Annotated in this window: 11 protein-coding genes; 6 read left to right on the plus strand and 5 right to left on the minus strand. The window is 64.1% G+C overall.

Features of this window, described 5'->3' with window-relative positions; genetic code table 11:
• Positions 1–84 precede the first annotated feature (84 nt).
• Positions 85–1,647 (minus strand): threonine ammonia-lyase, biosynthetic, encoded by a 1,563-nt coding sequence (gene ilvA, locus ABRP30_RS14585; RefSeq protein WP_349975661.1) that lies wholly within the window; start codon positions 1,645–1,647, stop codon positions 85–87.
• A gap of 184 nt (positions 1,648–1,831) precedes the next feature.
• Positions 1,832–2,263, minus strand: coding sequence for a PACE efflux transporter (locus tag ABRP30_RS14590; protein WP_349975662.1), 432 nt, complete (start codon positions 2,261–2,263; stop codon positions 1,832–1,834).
• 310 nt (positions 2,264–2,573) lie between these two features.
• Here ABRP30_RS14590 and wecB point away from each other — a divergent pair, with 310 nt between their 5' ends.
• The 5 genes from wecB to ABRP30_RS14615 are packed head-to-tail and all read left to right on the plus strand — an operon-like array spanning position 2,574 to position 10,876.
• Complete coding sequence (wecB, locus tag ABRP30_RS14595; RefSeq protein WP_349975663.1) at positions 2,574–3,728, plus strand: non-hydrolyzing UDP-N-acetylglucosamine 2-epimerase; 1,155 nt, start codon at positions 2,574–2,576, stop codon at positions 3,726–3,728.
• Entirely contained in the window at positions 3,725–5,899 is a 2,175-nt protein-coding gene (gene nrfB, locus ABRP30_RS14600) for a cyclic di-3',5'-guanylate-activated glycosyltransferase NrfB (RefSeq protein WP_349975664.1), read from the plus strand. The genes wecB and nrfB overlap by 4 nt, the downstream gene beginning before the upstream one ends.
• Positions 5,896–8,898 (plus strand): phage receptor, encoded by a 3,003-nt coding sequence (locus ABRP30_RS14605; RefSeq protein WP_349975665.1) that lies wholly within the window; start codon positions 5,896–5,898, stop codon positions 8,896–8,898. The genes nrfB and ABRP30_RS14605 overlap by 4 nt, the downstream gene beginning before the upstream one ends.
• Positions 8,898–9,737: a DUF4434 family protein gene (locus tag ABRP30_RS14610; protein WP_349975666.1), complete on the plus strand. Its 840-nt coding sequence runs from the start codon at positions 8,898–8,900 to the stop codon at positions 9,735–9,737. The genes ABRP30_RS14605 and ABRP30_RS14610 overlap by 1 nt, the downstream gene beginning before the upstream one ends.
• A gap of 26 nt (positions 9,738–9,763) precedes the next feature.
• Complete coding sequence (locus ABRP30_RS14615) at positions 9,764–10,876, plus strand: GGDEF domain-containing protein (RefSeq protein WP_349975667.1); 1,113 nt, start codon at positions 9,764–9,766, stop codon at positions 10,874–10,876.
• Between the two features lie 21 nt (positions 10,877–10,897).
• On the opposite strand, the gene ABRP30_RS14620 is transcribed toward ABRP30_RS14615, so the two are convergent.
• The 3 genes from ABRP30_RS14620 to ABRP30_RS14630 form a co-directional block, all read right to left on the minus strand.
• Positions 10,898–12,145 carry a delta-60 repeat domain-containing protein gene (locus ABRP30_RS14620; RefSeq protein ID WP_349975668.1) on the minus strand — a complete coding sequence of 416 codons (1,248 nt, stop codon included), beginning with the start codon at positions 12,143–12,145 and terminating at the stop codon, positions 10,898–10,900.
• Between the two features lie 196 nt (positions 12,146–12,341).
• Positions 12,342–13,643 (minus strand): ATP-binding protein, encoded by a 1,302-nt coding sequence (locus tag ABRP30_RS14625; RefSeq protein WP_349975669.1) that lies wholly within the window; start codon positions 13,641–13,643, stop codon positions 12,342–12,344.
• Between the two features lie 6 nt (positions 13,644–13,649).
• Positions 13,650–14,351 carry a response regulator transcription factor gene (locus tag ABRP30_RS14630; protein WP_241803706.1) on the minus strand — a complete coding sequence of 234 codons (702 nt, stop codon included), beginning with the start codon at positions 14,349–14,351 and terminating at the stop codon, positions 13,650–13,652.
• A gap of 171 nt (positions 14,352–14,522) precedes the next feature.
• On the opposite strand from ABRP30_RS14630, the gene ABRP30_RS14635 reads away from it, so the two are divergent.
• Positions 14,523–15,698 (plus strand): efflux RND transporter periplasmic adaptor subunit, encoded by a 1,176-nt coding sequence (locus tag ABRP30_RS14635; RefSeq protein ID WP_349975670.1) that lies wholly within the window; start codon positions 14,523–14,525, stop codon positions 15,696–15,698.
• Positions 15,699–15,702: the final 4 nt, after the last annotated feature.

The following is a 15,702-nucleotide window of genomic DNA, read 5'->3' on the forward strand; positions in this document are numbered from 1 at the left end:
CGCGTGCCGGCCTATGAGTTGAGTATTGCGGGGCTGTTGAGATCGCGCGCCCCGTGCGCGGCCTTCGATCTCAACAGCGCCCGATCATCCAAGAAACAGCTTGTAAGCCGGGTTGTCGGTTTCATCCCAATACCGATAGCCCATCTCATCCAGCGCCAGCGGCAGCCCTGCCTGCTCATCCTTTGGCACCTCCAGGGCGGCAAACACCCGCGCTTCGGCCGCGCCATGGTTGCGGTAATGGAACAGGCTGATGTTCCAGCGCTTGCCCAGCCGCTCCAGGAAGCCCAACAACGCGCCCGGCCGTTCCGGGAACTCGAAGCGCAGCACCCGCTCATCGGCCCCCGGCGCCGCATGGCCACCCACGGTATGGCGCACATGCAGCTTGGCCAACTCGTTGTCGGTCAGGTCGAGCACGCTGTAACCCTGCTCGGCCAGCTGTGCCAGCAGGTTCTCCCGCGGGTCGTGCAGCGGGTGCGTCTGCACACCGACAAAAAGCCGCGCTTGCTTGCCGGGGTAGTAGCGATAGTTGAACTCGGTGATCTGGCGCTTGCCCAGTGCCTGGCAAAAGGCGCGGAAACTGCCGGGCTGCTCGGGGATGGTCACGGCGATGATCGCCTCGCGCTGCTCACCCAGCTCGGCGCGTTCGGCCACGTGGCGCAAGCGGTCGAAGTTGACGTTGGCACCGGAATCGATCGCTACCAGCGTCTGCCCCTGCGCGCCTTCGCGGGCCACGTACTTCTTGATGCCTGCAACAGCCAGAGCGCCAGACGGCTCGGTGATGGAACGGGTGTCGTCATAGATGTCCTTGATTGCCGCACACAGCTCATCGCTGCTGACGGTCACCACCTCATCGACAAAATGCCGGCACAGTTCGAAGCAGTGCGCGCCGACCTGGGCAACCGCCACACCATCAGCGAAGGTGCCGACCTGCGGCAGGATCACCCGCTCCCCGGCAGCCATGGCGGCCTGCAGGCAATTGGAGTCCTCAGGCTCCACGCCGATCACCTTGACCTCAGGGCGCAAGTACTTCACGTACACGGCGATGCCTGCCACCAGGCCCCCGCCACCGACCGGTACGAAGATGGCATCCAGCGCACCGGGCTGCTGGCGAAGGATTTCCATGCCCACCGTGCCCTGCCCTGCGATCACGTCCGGGTCATCGTACGGGGGGACGAAGGTGGCGCCTTCGCTGTCGGCCAGGGTCAGTGCATGGGCCAGCGCATGGGGGAAGCTTTCACCGTGCAGCACCACATGCCCACCCCGTGAACGCACACCCTCGACCTTCAGCGATGGCGTGGTGGTCGGCATCACGATGGTCGCCTTGATGCCCAGATGCGAGGCCGCCAGCGCTACACCCTGGGCGTGGTTGCCTGCCGATGCGGTGATCACACCGCGCTCGCGCTGGGCGGTGGTCAGACGCGCCAGCCGGGTGTAGGCACCACGGATCTTGAACGAGAACGTGGGCTGCAGGTCTTCGCGCTTGAGCAACACCTGGTTGCCCAGGCGTGCAGACAACGCCGGCGCCGCTTGCAGAGGGGTCTCGATGGCCAGGTCGTACACCGGCGCGGACAAAATGCGCCGCACCTGCTCCGACAGCAGCTGCTGAGGGCTAAGCGGGGTACGGGGGCTGACGTTGAGGCTGGTCATCGGGTGCAACTCCTTGGCTGTTTTCACGTTGCCCAGGAGTCGAAGAGTGGAAACCCGCCTCCAGGGCGGGTTAGGTGCACGTACGCGCTAGCCCGCCAAACTGATAATGGCGGTAATAATAATGGCGTTCACGTGCGGGAAAGTGTTCATGGGGTGGGAACTTATCCCGCTGTACGTCGGCGTGTCAACACTTGGCTTGCTGTGCCGAGAGCGGCACATCGAAGACCTTGTCGAACCCCCACTGGAACACGAAAGCATAAACGAAGAAGAACACGAACAACGCCATGTTGGTGAGCAACGCTGCCCATAGGCTGACATCCAGCCAGTACGCCACCAGCGGCAGCAGGATCACCACCAGCCCGCCTTCGAAGCCCAGTGCGTGCAGCACCCTGCGCAAGAACGTGCGCTCGCGTTTGGGCTGGCGTGCTTCCCAGCGCTCGAACACCCAGTTGAAGCCCATGTTCCAGCTCATGGCGATGCCCGACATCAGGATCGACAGCACGGTCGATTGCGCCATGCCGGCCCCGAATGCCAGCTCCAGCGCCGGCGCCACGCAGGCCACGGCAATGGCCTCGTAGAGCATGGCCTGGACGATCTTGCGTGCCTTGCCTTGCATGTTCAGATCCCTCTAGAAAAGGCCTCCCAAGTTACAAGAAGCCGCCTGCAAGAAAAAGTCAGAAATACTTTTTTGACTGACCATCCAGTCAAGAAAAACTAGCATGACCGTTTCCGCACCACCCCATCCCCCCCTGGAACCCGGCCGCCTGGCGGCCTGAATCGACCTCGCCTTGATGCGCTCAACGTATGCCGTTGGCTGCGAACGCGCGTGCATTGGACAACCCGGCACCTGCCTGCTTGTATCTACCCATTGCAGGCGGCGCAAGGTCGCACACCTTCGTCCAGGGAATCGTACGAGGAACTACACGATGGCCAACACCGTCATGATGGTATTCGGTACTCGCCCAGAAGCGATCAAGATGGCCCCACTGGCCAGGGCTCTGCGTGAGTGGCCCGACATCGATCTGCACATCTGCTCGACCGGCCAACACCGGGAGATGCTTGAACAAGTGCTGACCGCCTTTGGCCTGAGCGTCGATCAGGACCTGAAGGTGATGACCCAGAACCAGACCCTCAATGGCCTTGCCCGCGACCTGCTGGGCTCGATCGACACGGCCTATGAACAGGTCAAGCCAACCATCGTGCTGGTCCACGGCGATACCACCACCAGCTTCATCGCCGGCCTTGCCGCCTTCCACCGGCATATCCCCATCGGCCACGTCGAGGCCGGGCTGCGTACCGGCAACCTGCAGCAACCCTGGCCCGAGGAAGCCAACCGGCGCCTGACCGGGGTGATCGCCGACCTGCACTTCGCGCCCACCACCAAGGCCCGCGACAACCTGCTGCGCGAAGGCGTACCGCTGGAACATATCGAAGTCACCGGCAACACCGTCATCGACGCCTTGCTGTGGATGCGTGAATACCTGAAGGAAACCGCATGGCACCCCGCCGCCGACTCGCCCTTGCACCACCTGCAGGACGATCAGCGCATGGTGCTGATCACTGGCCATCGCCGGGAAAACTTCGGCGCCGGTTTCGAACGTATCTGCCTGGCGCTGGCCGAACTGGCCCTGCGATACCCCGATGTGCAGTTCGTTTACCCCGTACACCTCAACCCGCAAGTGCAGAAAGCGGTCTACGGCCTGCTCTCGGGGCGTGACAACATCCACCTGATAGCGCCACAGGACTATCAGCACTTCGTATGGCTGATGAACCGCGCTCACATCATCCTCACCGACTCCGGTGGCATCCAGGAAGAAGCCCCGGCCCTGGGCAAGCCGGTGCTGGTGCTGCGCAAGGTCACCGAACGGCCGTCAGTGCTCGAAGGCGGAACGGTGAAGCTGGTCGGCACGCAGACCGAGCGCATCGTCAAGGAAACCAGCCTATTGCTGGACGATGACCAGGCCTACGCGCGCATGGCCCGCGTATTCACCCCATTCGGTGACGGCCACGCCAGCGAAATCATCGCCGAGCGCCTGAGCCGCTGGTTCGAGGAAAGCCTGAGCAAACGGGATGACGCATGAGCCTGGCTTTCGTCGATTTTCTCACCTACGTACTGTTTGGCCTCAAGATCCTGGCGATCATCCTCGCCGCACTGATGTTCCTGCTCGGGCTGGACGACCTGTTCATCGACCTGTGCTACTGGTGCCGCAAGCTGTTCCGCCATTTGCGTATCTATGACAAGTACGCCAGGGCCGACGAGAAGCGCCTGTTCGAGGTGCCGGAAAAGCCCCTGGCGATCATGGTCCCGGCCTGGAACGAAGTGGGCGTGGTGGGTGAAATGGCGCGCCTGGCGGCCTCGACCATCGACTACGAGAACTACCAGATCTTTGTCGGCACCTACCCCAACGACCCACAAACCCAGGCCGACGTCGATGCCGTGTGCCTGCACTACCCCAACGTCCACAAGGTGGTCTGCGCCCGCCCCGGCCCCACCAGCAAGGCTGACTGCCTGAACAACATCATCGACGCCATCCTGCGTTTCCAGAGCGACGCGCGTATCGAGTTCGCAGGCTTCATCCTGCATGACGCCGAGGACGTGATCTCGCCCATGGAGCTGCGGCTGTTCAACTACCTGCTGCCCGCCAAGGACATGATCCAGATCCCGGTGTACCCGTACGCGCCGCAATGGCGTGGCTTCACCGCCGGGCATTACGTGGACGAGTTCGCCGAAAACCACGGCAAGGACGTGATCGTCCGCGAGGCACTTACCGGCCAGGTGCCCAGTGCCGGGGTGGGTACCTGCTTCAGCCGCCGTGCCATCAGCGCCCTGCTCGAGGACGGTGACGGCATCGCCTTCGACGTGCAGAGCCTGACCGAGGATTACGACATCGGCTTTCGCCTGAAGCAAAAAGGCATGAAGTGCATCTTTGCCCGCTACTCGGTCACCGACCCTGCACTGGCTCTCAAGCGGGAATGGCGCCCCGGCATGAGCCGCGAGTTCGCCCAGGTGATCTGCGTGCGCGAGCACTTCCCGCGCGATTGGCAGCATGCCATCCGGCAAAAGTCCCGCTGGATCGTCGGCATCGTCTTCCAGGGCACCAGCAACCTGGGCTGGAGCCGAACAGGCGCGCTCAACTACTTCCTCTGGCGCGACCGCCGAGGCTTGTTCGCCTACCTGCTGAGCTTCTTGGTCAACCTGTTGCTGCTGGTGCTGCTGGCGATGTGGCTGGTGACGGTGATTGCCCCGCAATCCTGGCGCTTCATGTCGATCCTCAGCGACAGCCAACTGCTGACCACACTGCTCTGGCTCAACGGCCTGCTGCTGATCAACCGTCTGTTCCAGCGTGGCTGGTTCGTCACCCGCTATTACGGCATCGGCGAGGGGCTGCTGTCGGCCCCACGGATGATGTGGAGCAACTTCGTCAACTTCTTCGCCAACCTGCGCGCCCTGCGGCAAGTGATGGAGATGGGCGATTCGCGCCGGGTGGCCTGGGACAAGACCACCCACGAATTCCCTGCCATCGCCTCACCGGCCCGTACCCCGCTGGGGCACCGCCTGGTCGCCAAGGGCTATATCAGCGAAGCGCAGCTCGAACAGGCCATCACCAGCCCGGTACGGCGGCGTCTGGGCCGCGAACTGCTGCTGCGTGGCTGGCTGACCAGCGAACAGCTGGTGCAGACCCTCGCCGAACAACTCGACCTGCCCTGGGCCCCCCTGAACCCGTTCAAGCTCGATCGGCAACTGATCGCGCTACTGCCACGCCGCCTGGCGACGCACTATGGCGTACTGCCGGTAGCCGAAGAGGGCGACACCCTGGTGCTGGCCAGCGAAAGCCCGGTCAGCCAGGTCTCGCTGGGGGTCATCAGCCGCCAGCTCAAGCGCCCGGTCAACTACCGGCTGGCGCCACAGGGCCGGGTAACGCTGGGCCTGCGCTATCACTACCCCAGCCCCTGGCAACAGGCAGAGACCCGGCAGATGCTGGAAGTGCTGGAAAGGCACCAGGACAACGCCGAACTGATCGAGCAGGTCAGCACTCACCAGGTCATGCTCGGTGCCTTACTGCAGGTGCGCGGCATGGTGCCGGTGACGCTGTTCAACCAGGCGCTGATCGATTTCGACCCCGAGCAGCAAAGCCTCGGCGAGCACTTGATCGCACGCGGCATCATCACCGAGACCGTGCTGGAGCAGGCGCTCGCCGAACAGGCCAGCGAGCAGCAAGCTGCCTTCGACCTGATCAGGGAGGTGGCATGAAGCCGCGTTTGACCCTCACGTTCACCAGCCTGCTGCTGTGCTCCTGCGCCCTGCCTGCCTTGGCGGCGCCGATGACCGATTTTCAGCGCTTTACCAGCTACCCGTTCATGGAGCGCAGTTACCGCGAAGCGAAGAAGGACAACTGGGCCGAAGTCGAGCGCCTGACCCGCCATGTACTGGGCCGGGTGCCGAACAATGACGAGGCCCGCGCGTTGCTGGTCGAGGCACTGGCTCACCAGCGCCGCTACAAGGACGCCCAAGCCCTGGCCGAGCAACTCGGTGGCAGCCCCGAATACGCCAATGCCCTGCTGGAACTGCGCCTGACCTGGATCGAACAGGACCCACCGCCCGCCAGCCAGGTGGAAAGCTGGCTAGCCACGGCCGACAGCATGCAGCGGGTACGCCTGTGGCAGGCCTACAGCCTGAGCCTGGCCAAGTTCGGAGGCGCCGGCCGGGCCCTGGACTGGCTCAACCAGCTGCCGCCGCGCGACGACGGCCAGGTGCTGCGCCTTGCCCGGGCCAACTTCGCCGAGCAACTGCGCAACTGGAAGCAGACCATCGAACAGCTGCAACCCTTGGCCGACCACGGCCAGTTGCCGGCAGAGGACTGGCAGCGGCTGGCCAATGCGTACGTTCAACAACTCGATGAAAAGGGCCTGAGCAAGCTCCTGCAAAGCGCCCCCTCGCCCGCGATCGCCGACCAGACCCGGCTGGCGATGGCCAGCCGGGCCATTGCCGTGGGCCATAACGAGCAGGCCCAGCGCTGGTTGCAAAGCCTGCCCGCCGAGCAACTGCAGGACCCGGCACTGCGCCAGCAGCTTTGGGAATTGGCCCGTGAAGGCGATGATGCGCCCTTGGTCCGGCGCTTGAGCAACGAACTGCAGCGCCCGTGCCTGGACACCGTCGATTGGCTGTCACGCCACGACCCGGATGTCGCCCGCGCGCAGTTCAAGGGCTGCCAGATCAGCGCGGATCCCCGCGCCTATGCGGTGCTCAAGCAGCGCCTCTATGGCGACCCTGCGCCAGCACCGCAACCACGTACTGCAGCCGAATGGAAGCAGCGTTACCGTCAAAGCGGTGACCTGGCGGCACTCGAACAGGCCACGTTCCTGCTGTTGCAGCAAGGCCATGGCGACCGTGCCCGAGGCCTGCTGGAGCAGGCCTACGACCGCCGGCAAGGCCGTCTGACGCCTTCGCTGCTGCAGCGCCTGGGCAATCTGTATGCACGCAACGACGGCCCGCTGGACACCCGGCGCATGCTCAGCCTGATACCCAGGGTGGATGCCAGCACCCGCGCCCAGTTGCTCGGCCGCCTGGCCGAGGCCGGCCAGTGCGACACCGTGCGCCAGGCCATTGCGGCCACCCCCACCGAAGCCGGGCAGTACCGCGCCTTGGGTCGCTGCGCGATGCCTGAGCAACCCGGTGAAGCAGTGGTCTATTACCAGGCTGCCGAACGCTTGGGCGACAGGGGTAGTCGCCTGTCGCTGGCCTACGCCCTGGAAGCTGCTGGCGACTCCGAAGCCGCCCTGCCCATCTGGCGCAGCCTGCCGGACAGCGCCTGGACTGACAACGCCCGCCTGACCGCCGCCGCTGGGGCCTTGAACGCCGGCGACATCCAGGCTGCCCGCCGTTACTGGGATGGTGCTGCACACGACAGCGCCGACAACTGGGCGCTCGGCGCCGCGATCGCGCAACGCCAGGGCGACCCACAGACGGCGTTGGGTTTCCAGCGTCAAGCGCTGGCGCACAACCCACGCGCTGAGCACTTCTACGCGGCTGCCAGCACCGCGCAGCTGGCAGGCGACCCCGCCCAGAGCAGCGCCTGGCTTGCCGAAGCGGTGCGTCTGGCCCCCGACCAGCCACGCTACCGCGCGGACTACGGCATGCGCCTGGCCAGTTCCCCCGACAAAACCCTGCGCCGCCAGTCGATCCCGTACCTGGAGCAGGCTACCCGCGACTTTCCTGAGGATTACCGCATTGGCGAAACCCTCGCCCTGCGTTATGACGAAGCCCAAGACAGCGCTTCGGCCCGCCGCGAACTGCGCCGGATCCTCGATGTGGAGCAGCATCTGGTCGATGCCGACGATGAGTTCGGCAGCCTTGAAGCGCGCAAATACCGCCAGCGTCGCGCCCACGAAACCTTGTCGCGCCGCGACAGTGTCTCCCTGGCCAGCACCTGGTCGCCCGCCGGCACCTCGACCAATGACAAATTCCTCGAAAACGGCGAGCGCAGCGGCACTTCCCGCCGGGCGCAATCGCAGAATGTGCAAATGGCCATGTGGGACCACGCCCTGGGCGAAGAACCCAGCCGCGACGGCAGCACCTTGTCGGTGTACGGCCGGGTGCTGTTCGGTGGCCAAAGCCGCACCGATTACGCGCAAAGCATGGGCACCGGGGTTGGCCTGCGCTACAAACCGCTCGGCCAGGCCAACCTCAACCTGTATGCCGAGCTGTACCACCAGCGGCAGATCGACACCGAGCACTACAGCGGCCTGAGCCTGGGCGAGCTGCTGAGCCCGAGCAAGGTCGGCGGCAACTGGAGCGACTTGCGCAACCATGCCGAGTCGAGCAATGACCTGCTATTGCGCGCGACGGCGTCGTTCCTCGACCAGGGCACCTGGCGCAACGACTGGCGGGTCGACGAAGACGACTGGAACGAACGTTTCCTCTACCTGGACGCTGCCTGGTGGACCCGTGCCGGCGACCATGCCTGGCTATCGCGCTACCAACAGGGCCATGCCTGGAAGTTGCCTGGCAGCTCGCCGCAGACCTTGATGCCATACGGATTCGTCGAATTTTCCAGCCAGGACCCGAGCAACGACTGGCGCCAGGATGCCCGCGCCGGTGTCGGCCTGCGCTGGCAGTGGTGGTTCGACGACGATCGCTACAACGCTTACCGCGGCACGCTGAAAGTGCGTGCCGAATATCAGCAGTCGCTGGGAGGCAACCTCTACCAGCGGGCTGACGGTGTGCTGGTTGGCGCGGAGATGACTTTCTGATGCGTACCTTCCTGGCAATCTGCATGCTCGCCCTGTGCCTGCCGGCCCTGGCAGACCAACGCCTGTTCTATCAGCCGCTGAACCGCGATGCCGACATCAGCCCGGCCCAGTGGCAGCGACTGTGGCAGGCCACGGCGGCGCAGGGTGGCAAGACCCTGATCGTGCAATGGAGCGCCTATGGCGACAGTGATTTTGGCGGCGCCCAGGGCTGGCTGGCCAACAGCCTGCGCGAGGCCCGCGCGCAAGGCCTGGAGCTGGTGCTCGGGCTTTACATGGACCCGGATTATTACACGCGCATCGAGCAGTCCGACAGCGAGGGGCTGAGCAGCTACTGGAAGGCTCAGTTGGGACGCTCCTTGAGTCACTATCAGCAGCTACGCCAGGACTGGAACCTCGATGTGGTGGGGTGGTACCTGCCGATGGAACTGGACGACCTGCACTTTCATGACGCCCAGCGCCGTGAGGCGCTGTACAGCCAGTTGCAGGCATTCAACCGGCAGCTGGACAAACCGCTGCACCTCAGTGCCTTCAGTGCCGGCAGGCTGGCGCCGCGGGTCAATGCCGCATGGCTGGATCAACTGGCGCAGCTGGGCTTGACTGTGTGGTGGCAGGACGGCGCCGGCACCGAGCGGCTGCCACTACTGGTGCGCCAAGGGTACGAGCAGGCCTTGCCGTGCCGCGTGGGTGTGGTGCGTGAGGCGTTTCGCCAGGTGAGTGGCCCGGGGCAGGCTTTTCGGGCGCAGGCGGCTGAGCCTGTGCTGACCGGCGGATGCCATGCCGAAGCGGTATTCGCGCTGCGTTATCGGCCTTGGGCTCGCGGTGTACTGTCATTAGAGTGAGTGGCCGTTTGAGCAGGAACTCAGGCATGTTCAAGACCATCGAGGACCACGTTCGCCAGCAGGTCGCGCCCGCTGCACTGCGCGCCGAGTTCCGCCAGCATGAGTTCGACAACTCGCGGCGCTTCTGCCAGCTGATTTTCTGCGTCAGCATCGCCGTCTGGCTAGTCTTCAACCTGATTGTCAGCTACCTGGGCAACCAGGGCTTCACCTGGCGTTCCGGCCTGTTCATGGCATTGCTGTGCAGCCTCACGGTAGTCCTGGGCTTCACCCGCCGGAGCCACCATTTCGACGTACTCAACCTGCTGTTCATCACCGTCATCACCCTGGGCATGCGCCTGGTCATCGAAGGCCTGCCTATCGCCCTGCGCCCGGTCTGGCTGGTGCTGGGCACATCCACCGTGCTGTACAGCGTCTCGGTTCTGCCAGTCCGGCGCTGGTCGTTCTTCTGCGCCATGGTCATCACCTGGGCCATGCTCAACCCGTTCTACGGTACCAACATCGACCTCGACGAACTTGAAGCCGCCATGCTGCTCAGCTATGCGGTGTTTTTGAGCGGCCTGGTGATCTACAGCTACCTGCGCATCCGCCAGGCCAAGCTGCACAACTTCTACATGTCCAGGTTGCTGCTCGAACAGGCTTATGTAGATGTGCTCACCGAAATCCCCAACCGCCGCTCGTTCATGGTCAAGGCCGAGCGCCAATTGCACCAGGCGCCGCCGGGGCAATACCTGGCGATGATCGATATCGACAATTTCAAGAAGGTCAACGACCGCTTTGGTCATGACGTCGGCGATGACGTGCTCAAGCGCGTGGCCGCGCACATCAAGACCACGATGCAGGGATATGAATTTGCCCGGCTGGGCGGTGAAGAGTTCGTCATTTTATTCGCCGGGCTCGACCAGCAAGACGCCGAGCGGCGCGTCGCGATGTTGTGCCAACGGGTGCGCAAGGACGTGGACGCACAACCGGTGACGATCAGCATTGGCCTGACCCGAATCGTCGCCGGGGACACCTTGAGCAAGGCGTTGATGCATGCCGACCAAGCCCTTTACCAGGCCAAGCATGCCGGTAAGGACCGCTACGTACTCTGGCAGCAGGAGGCCGACAAGCAAGCGCTCGACCCGCAAGGCAAGGGCTGATCAGCCCTTGCCTGTATCGCGTCAAACGAAGTAGCACACCAGGTAGGCCTTGCTGTTCTCACCCGGCACGTTCGCAGTGCCGCCCAGGATCAGGCGCTGATCGTCCGGGCTCAATGCACAGTGTGCAACGTCTGCGCCCGCTTCGATGTTGGTGCGCTTCAGGCCGGTACCGTTGCCGAAGCCCGGGTCCAGTTGCCCATCTGCCAACAGGCGCCCTACCAGAAACTCGGTCTCGCGTTCGTTGTAAGGAATACCGGTCAAGCCAGCACAGACCGTGACTCGGCCGTCCCGCTGCAGGCTGCGGACCCAACGGGAGCCAAAGCTGCTGGCGGCGGTTACCAGCACATCACCGTGGTTGAAGGACGGATCCAACTGCCCCGACGACGTGACTCGCCCGACCACTGCCAGATAAGGCCGGCTGTCGGTGGCGCCGGCAACCACCAGGTCGCCGCCCTCACCCTCGACCACGTCATAGAACTCGATGCTCGCCCGCTGGGTACCACGCGGCGCGGTGAGACGCACGCAGCCGCCCTCGCCAAAGCCAGCGTCGGGCAGGTCATCCAGGCCCAGGCGCAGCAGCAGCCCTGCCGCATCGGTCGAGCCCCAGACCACTACCCGGCCATCCTGTTGCTGCAGGGCCCCCTCGAACCACAGGTTGGACGCATCGTTCAAGGCAAAGACAAACACGCCGTTGTCATGGAACGAGGGGTCAAGGCTGCCATCGGCCAGCAAACGCACCAGCAGGCCCACGCTGTTCGCCTCGTGGTCGAAGCGGGTGATGGCGACCAGCAGCCGCCCATCGGCCAGCTTGGTCAGGCCAAAGGGTTCATCGTTGGCTAGCAGCCCTGGCAGCTTGAGCGTTACCACCCCCGCCTCGCCGAAGCTGCGATCCGGCTCGCCATTGGGCTTGTAGCGCCCCAGGATGGGGAAGCCAGCCGACTGCGAACGGTCTTCAGCCAGCACCACGAAGTCACCACCGGCACTGGCGATGACCTCGATCGGCTTGGCCGCATGGTCTTTACCGAACGGCGCCATGACAAAGCCCTGCTGGCCGAAGCTTGGGTCCACCTGGCCCTGCTCGGTCAAACCGGCAAAGGCGACCTGGCCCGCAAAGCCGTGGCTGACCCGGGCCACCACGAACAGGCGGCCATTATTCAACGCCATACCGTGCACGCCGCTGGCGACGTTACCGGGGAAGACTATCTCAACTTTTCCGCTTTGACCGAAAGCCGCATCCGGGATACAGCTCTTGCAGGATAATTCAGACATCTATGGACCTCTCAATCCGTCATTAAGGAAGGCACATAAATCTCATCATCCATTGGAAAAAACTAACCCCGTGAATGATTCTAAAAATTTCGGTCGAGCATTTACGGGGGGTGAGAAAAAGTTCGGTTATTACTTCAGAAAAGTTACCTTCGCTATTACATCCGCGAAGAAATTATTCGCTATTGAAAGTGTAAGTTTACCAAGCTGCTGGCAGACGAATCCTGAACTGCGCCCCACCCAGCGCCGACTGCGCCACGGTCAATGTCCCACCCTGCCCCTCGATGGCCCGCCGGCTGATCGCCAGCCCCAGGCCGAAGCCGCCGGTATTTCGGTCCCGGCTGCGGTCCAGGCGGTAGAACGGCTGGAAGATCCGTTCGCGCTCTTCGGCCGGGATGCCGATACCGTCGTCCTCGACCGTCAACAGGCAAGCGCCGTCCTCTTCCAGGCGCAGGCACAGCAGCAGGCTCTGATCGCAATAGCGCATGCCATTGCGCACCAGGTTCTGCACGGCCCGGGCCGTCAGACGCGGGTCAAGCACAAAACGGGGCAAACCATCATCGGCGCGCACTTCCCAGCGGATGCCCCGGCTGTCGAGCTCTTCGGCAAAGCCACCAAGCACACTGTCGACCAATTCCAGCAACGACACCTCGACCCGCTCACGGGCCTGGTCGGCGTTGTACAGCCGGCTGTAGGACAGCAGTTCGAGTACCAGCTCATCCAGCTCGCGTACGTGCCCGACCAAGTCCAGCAGGCGCTTGCGACTGGTGGGCGGCACTTCGTCAAACAACAGCACCAGGCCGAAGTCCAGGCGGGTGAGCGGCGTGCGCAGCTCATGGGACACGGCGTTGAGCAGCTCACGCTGCTGATTGACGTGGCGCTCCAAATCGCTGGCCATGGTGTCGAACACACCGGCCAGCTCACCGATGTTCGAATGCGGGGAAATATGCGTGCGCTCGGCCATCTGCCCCTGGCCCAGGCGCCTGGCCGTCTCCTTGAGGCGCTCGAGGTCGCGCCAGTGAGGCCACAGCCACAGCAGCAGGCAGCCGAGCAGTGCGGCGCCGATCAGCACGGTCACGCCCCAGGACAGCACGTTGATGTCCAGTGGGTCCGGTGGCGAGTGCAGGCTTACCAGCCAGCCCTCCTCCAGCGGCGCCAGCACCGTTTGGTAGTAACCCCAGTCGCCGATGCGCACCGCATACAAGCCCTGGGCCAGACGCGCCTGCTCTGGCGCGCTCAAGTTGGCCTGATCGGTACGCAACAGGCTCACCTGCAGCGGCGCGAACGCCTCGGCCAGGTCCTGTTCGACCGCCGGCCATTGCTCGCGCGGGGCCTGGCGGAACTGGCGCACGATCAGTGACTGCACGCCTTTGGCCTGGTCCAGGTTGTAGGCCATGAACCGGTCATGGAACAGGCCGACGATGGCGTCTGGAATCAACAACAGAGCACCGGCATAGGCGACGATGATCACCAGGTACAGGCGCACCAGAATCTTCAGCATGCTGCTTCAGCACTCCCATTCGACGCGACTGAACAGGTAACCCTTGCCCCACACGGTCTTGATCTTGCGCGCTTCGCCGGCACTGTCGTCGAACTTGCGCCGCAACTTGGAAATGGCCACGTCCACCGAGCGATCAGTGCCGTTGAACTCGATGCCGCGCAGTTGCTGAAGGATCCGGTCACGGCTGAGCACCTCCCCGGCATTGCGCGCCAGTACCACCAGCAGGTTGTATTCACCGCTGGACAGTTCCACCTCTTCGCCGCGCCAACTGACCAGGCGCTCGGCCAGGTCGATGCGCAAGCCACCGACCAGGATCTGCTCGCTGTCCAGCCGTGGCTCATGGACGCTGCTGCGCCGTAGCAAGGTGCGCACCCGTGCCAGCAGCACCCGCGGCTCACACGGTTTGGTCACGTAGTCGTCGGCGCCCATCTCCAGCCCCAATACCTGGTCGTGGCTGTCGTCGCGGGCCGTCAGCATCAGGATCGGCAGGCTTTGCGATTCGTGGCGCAGCAGGCGGCACACCTGCAGGCCGTCGATACCCGGGAGCATCAGGTCAAGGATGACCAGGTCGGGTTTATCTTGCCGCAGCGCGTCCAGCACATGGTCGCCCCGGGCGATCACCCGCACATGGAAGTCGTTGCGTTGCAGGTAGCTGGCGATCAATTCAGACAGGGCGCTGTCGTCTTCGACCAGAAGAATGTTTGGCATAGGGCTTGGTACGGGCTGAAGGAGGCCAATGAGGCATGTGCGGCAAGAATATAGAATCCCCAGGAGTGCAGGATTTTTCTTCACACTTTTTCACACACGTCCTACAGGTATTAACAGGCACCCGCGCCCCGCCTGCCTTAGCATACAGCCGGTCATCATCGGAAGATCCGTATGCCTATCATTCTTGTCCATCGCCTGCGCCCCTTGGCGCTCGCGGCGCTTCTGGCCCTGCTCCTAGCCGGCTGCAACGATACCGAAGAGCAGGCTACCCAGCCCCCGGTACCCCAGGTGCGGGTGGAAACCCTGCAGCTTGAACCTTTGGCCATCAGCACGGAGCTCAGTGGGCGCATGCTTGCCCCGCGTACCGCCGAAGTGCGCGCACGCGTGGCGGGCGTGGTGCTCAAGCGGGTCTACCGCGAAGGCAGCGACGTCAAGCAGGGCGACGTGCTGTTTCTGATCGACCCGGCACCGTTCAAGGCCGACCACGATAGCGCCCGCGCCGCACTGGCCAGGGCCCAGGCCAACCTGTACCAGGCCCGCCTGCAGGAGCAGCGCTACCGCGAACTGGTCGACGACAAGGCCGTCAGCCGCCAGGAGTACGACAACGCCCGCGCGGCCTTCCTTCAGGCCGACGCCGAAGTGGCCGCAGCCAAGGCTGCGCTGGAACGGGCGCGCCTGAACCTGGGTTACGCCACGGTTACCGCACCGATCTCCGGGCGCATCGGCCGCGCCTTGGTCACCGAAGGCGCACTGGTGGGGCAGAACGAGGCCACGCCCCTGGCGACCATCCAGCAGCTGGACCCGATCCACGCCGACGTCACCCAGTCGACCCGTGAGCTCAACGCCCTGCGCCGCGCGCTGCGCGCAGGCGAGTTGCAGCAGGCAGGCAAGGGAGAGGCAAGCGCCACGTTGATCCAGGATGACGGTACTGCCTACCCGCTGCCCGGCAAACTGCTGTTCTCGGACATCAGCGTCGACCCAAGCACCAACCAGATCACCCTGCGCAGCGAGTTCCCCAACCCAAATCTGGACCTGCTGCCCGGCAGCTACGTGCGCGTGCGCCTGGAGCAGGCCGTGCAGCCCAAAGGCATCAGTGTGCCCCAGCGCGCCATCCTGCGCGATAGCGCGGGTGTGCCGAAAGTGCTGGTGGTCGACGCGCAGGCGCGCATCAGTGAACGCCAAGTGGTACTGGGCAACGCCCAAGGCGACCGCTGGATCATCAATGAAGGCCTGGCCGCCGGCGAACGTGTGGTGGTCGAGGGCCTGCAACATGTCAAGGCCGGTGACCAGGTCCAGGTCGACACGGCCCAGGGCAGCCAACCCATCGCCCAGCACAACGGCCAGTGAGGGC

Source organism: Pseudomonas sp. WHRI 8519 (assembly GCF_040224055.2).
Lineage (GTDB): Bacteria > Pseudomonadota > Gammaproteobacteria > Pseudomonadales > Pseudomonadaceae > Aquipseudomonas > Aquipseudomonas putida_X.